Below are 428 nucleotides of genomic sequence, written 5' to 3'. Positions count from 1 at the left end.
CTTCCAGTGAAAAATTCGCCTTGCGCTCCCGATCCGTAGCTGAACATTCCCAGACGCTGATTTGCTCTGAGACTGACTGAATTGTTTAACATGGAAAGAAGGCTCAAATAAAGCGAAACCGTATACAAATTGCCGAAAAGTCTGCCGTACTTTCTTGAAAATTCGAATTGACGCGAAAGCTCCAAGCTGATTTTGGGATCCGCACCTTCAATGGCAGCACGCAATCCCTTAAGTCCTTGCTTAGTGTACGGCAAATGAAACAGCAAAGCGGCAAAATCTTCAAGCTTGGCACCAGTTTTTTCCCGGTATATCGAAAAAACTTTTTTGAAGAAATCAACATAAATATTTGCAGAAAATTTGCCATTGACGAGCGCTTCTGTATGATTGAACGGACGCCAGAAATCCATCACATCTTCCATGTAGCATGC

The 428-nt window shown here is 43.0% G+C and carries 1 protein-coding gene; it reads right to left on the bottom strand.

Annotated elements, in window-relative coordinates; all coding sequences use genetic code 11:
• On the bottom strand, positions 1 to 419 hold a 419-nt coding region (locus tag KJQ99_RS09880; protein WP_284467060.1), incomplete at its 3' end, for a hydroxymethylglutaryl-CoA synthase.
• Between the last annotated feature and the right edge of the window lie 9 nt (positions 420 to 428).

This window comes from Campylobacter sp. 2018MI13 (assembly GCF_018501135.1).
Lineage (GTDB): Bacteria > Campylobacterota > Campylobacteria > Campylobacterales > Campylobacteraceae > Campylobacter_E.
This window is presented reverse-complemented; position numbering and strand designations above follow the sequence as displayed.